Origin of the sequence: Nonomuraea sp. K271 (assembly GCF_009908215.1) — a bacterium.
In the GTDB taxonomy this organism is placed as follows: Bacteria; Actinomycetota; Actinomycetes; order Streptosporangiales; family Streptosporangiaceae; genus Nonomuraea; species Nonomuraea longispora.
In genome coordinates, this window is sequence record NZ_JAAAHR010000301.1 from 2,501 (window position 1) to 5,070 (window position 2,570).

Here is a 2,570-nt window from a genome sequence, read left to right on the forward strand (position 1 = left end):
GAGGGAAAGGTGAAAAGTGCCCCGGTGAGGGGTTGTGAAAGAGTACCTGAAACCGTGTGCCTACAAGCCGTAGGAGCTTGCAGGAGTCTTTTGGCTCTTGTGTGATGTGACTGCGTGCCTTTTGAAGAATGAGCCTGCGAGTTATGGTGTGTGGCGAGGTTAACCCGTGTGGGGGAGCCGTAGCGAAAGCGAGTCTGAAGAGGGCGTTTGAGTCGCATGCTGTAGACCCGAAGCGGAGTGATCTACGCATGGGCAGGTTGAAGCTCAGGTAAGACTGGGTGGAGGACCGAACCCACCAGGGTTGAAAACCTGGGGGATGATCTGTGTGTAGGGGTGAAAGGCCAATCAAACTCCGTGATAGCTGGTTCTCCCCGAAATGCATTTAGGTGCAGCGTTGCGTGTTTCTTGCCGGAGGTAGAGCACTGGATGGCTGATGGGCCCGACAAGGTTACTGACGTCAGCCAAACTCCGAATGCCGGTAAGTGAGAGCGTGGCAGTGAGACTGCGGGCGATAAGGTTCGTAGTCGAGAGGGAAACAGCCCAGATCACCGACTAAGGCCCCTAAGCGTGTGCTAAGTGGGAAAGGATGTGGAGTCGCAGAGACAACCAGGAGGTTGGCTTAGAAGCAGCCATCCTTGAAAGAGTGCGTAATAGCTCACTGGTCAAGTGATTCCGCGCCGACAATGTAGCGGGGCTCAAGCACATCGCCGAAGTCGTGGCACTGACAAGGCTTATGGTTTTGTTGGTGGGTAGGGGAGCGTCGTGCAGCCGGCGAAGCAGCAGAGTGATCTAGTTGTGGAGGCTGTGCGAGTGAGAATGCAGGCATGAGTAGCGAATCGAGGGTGAGAAACCCTCGCGCCGGATGACCAAGGGTTCCTGGGCCAGGTTAATCCGCCCAGGGTAAGTCGGGACCTAAGGCGAGGCCGACAGGCGTAGTCGATGGACAACGGGTTGATATTCCCGTACCCGCTTCAATGCGCCCATACTGAACCTCGTGATGCTAAGAGTCCTTAGCTCGGGTTGTCCTTCGGGATGGCCGTCAGAGTGAACGCTCGGACCGATCGGGTAGTAGGTAAGCGATGGGGTGACGCAGGAAGGTAGTCCAGCCCAGGCGATGGTTGTCCTGGGGTAAGCATGTAGGGCGGGGCGTAGGTAAATCCGCGTCTCTTGTGCCTGAGGTGTGATGCCGAGCCGATTGTGGTGAAGTGGATGATCCTATGCTGCCGAGAAAAGCCTCTAGTGAGTGTTGTGGCGGCCCGTACCCTAAACCGACTCAGGTGGTCAGGTAGAGAATACTAAGGCGATCGGGTGAACTGTGGTTAAGGAACTCGGCAAATTGCCCCCGTAACTTCGGGAGAAGGGGGACCTCTGCTGGTGATAGGTCTTGCATCTGGAGCTGGTGGGGGTCGCAGTGGCCAGGGGGAAGCGACTGTTTACTAAAAACACAGGTCTGTGCGAAGTCGTAAGACGATGTATACGGACTGACGCCTGCCCGGTGCCGGAACGTTAAGGGGACTGCTTAGCTGGCGGAAGTTGGCGAAGGTGAGAACTTAAGCGCCGGTAAACGGCGGTGGTAACTATAACCATCCTAAGGTAGCGAAATTCCTTGTCGGGTAAGTTCCGACCTGCACGAATGGCGTAACGACTTCCCCGCTGTCTCAACCGCAGACCCGGCGAAATTGCACTACGAGTAAAGATGCTCGTTACGCGCAGCAGGACGGAAAGACCCCGGGACCTTCACTACAGCTTGACATTGGCGTTTGGAGCGTCTTGTGTAGGATAGGTGGGAGACTGGGAAGCTCGGACGCTAGTTCGGGTGGAGTCATTGGTGAAATACCACTCTGGTCGTTTTGAACGTCTAACTCTGGTCCGTGATCCGGATCGGGGACAGTGTCTGGTGGGTAGTTTAACTGGGGCGGTTGCCTCCTAAAGGGTAACGGAGGCGCCCAAAGGTTCCCTCAGCCTGGTTGGTAATCAGGTGTTGAGTGTAAGTGCACAAGGGAGCTTGACTGTGAGACTGACGGGTCGAGCAGGAGCGAAAGCTGGGACTAGTGATCCGGCATCGGCGTGTGGAAGCGGTGTCGCTCAACGGCTAAAAGGTACCCCGGGGATAACAGGCTGATCTTCCCCAAGAGTCCATATCGACGGGATGGTTTGGCACCTCGATGTCGGCTCGTCGCATCCTGGGGCTGGAGTAGGTCCCAAGGGTTGGGCTGTTCGCCCATTAAAGCGGTACGCGAGCTGGGTTTAGAACGTCGCGAGACAGTTCGGTCCCTATCCGCTGCGCGCGTAGGAGACTTGAAAGGAGCTGTCCCTAGTACGAGAGGACCGGGACGGACGAACCTCTGGTGTGCCAGTTGTACCGCCAGGTGCACGGCTGGTTGGCTACGTTCGGAAGGGATAACCGCTGAAAGCATCTAAGCGGGAAGCTCGCCTTGAGATGAGGTCTCCCACCCTGTGAGGGGTTAAGGCTCCCGGTAGACGACCGGGTTGATAGGCCGGGTGTGGAAGCATGGTAACGTGTGGAGCTGACCGGTACTAATAGGCCGAGGACTTGACCACAAAGCATA

Annotated in this window: 1 rRNA gene (cut by a window edge); it reads left to right on the top strand. The window is 56.6% G+C overall.

Features of this window, described 5'->3' with window-relative positions:
• Window positions 1-2,562 (top strand): 23S ribosomal RNA (locus GUY59_RS45925); it begins 549 nt to the left of the window's first position.
• Window positions 2,563-2,570: the final 8 nt, after the last annotated feature.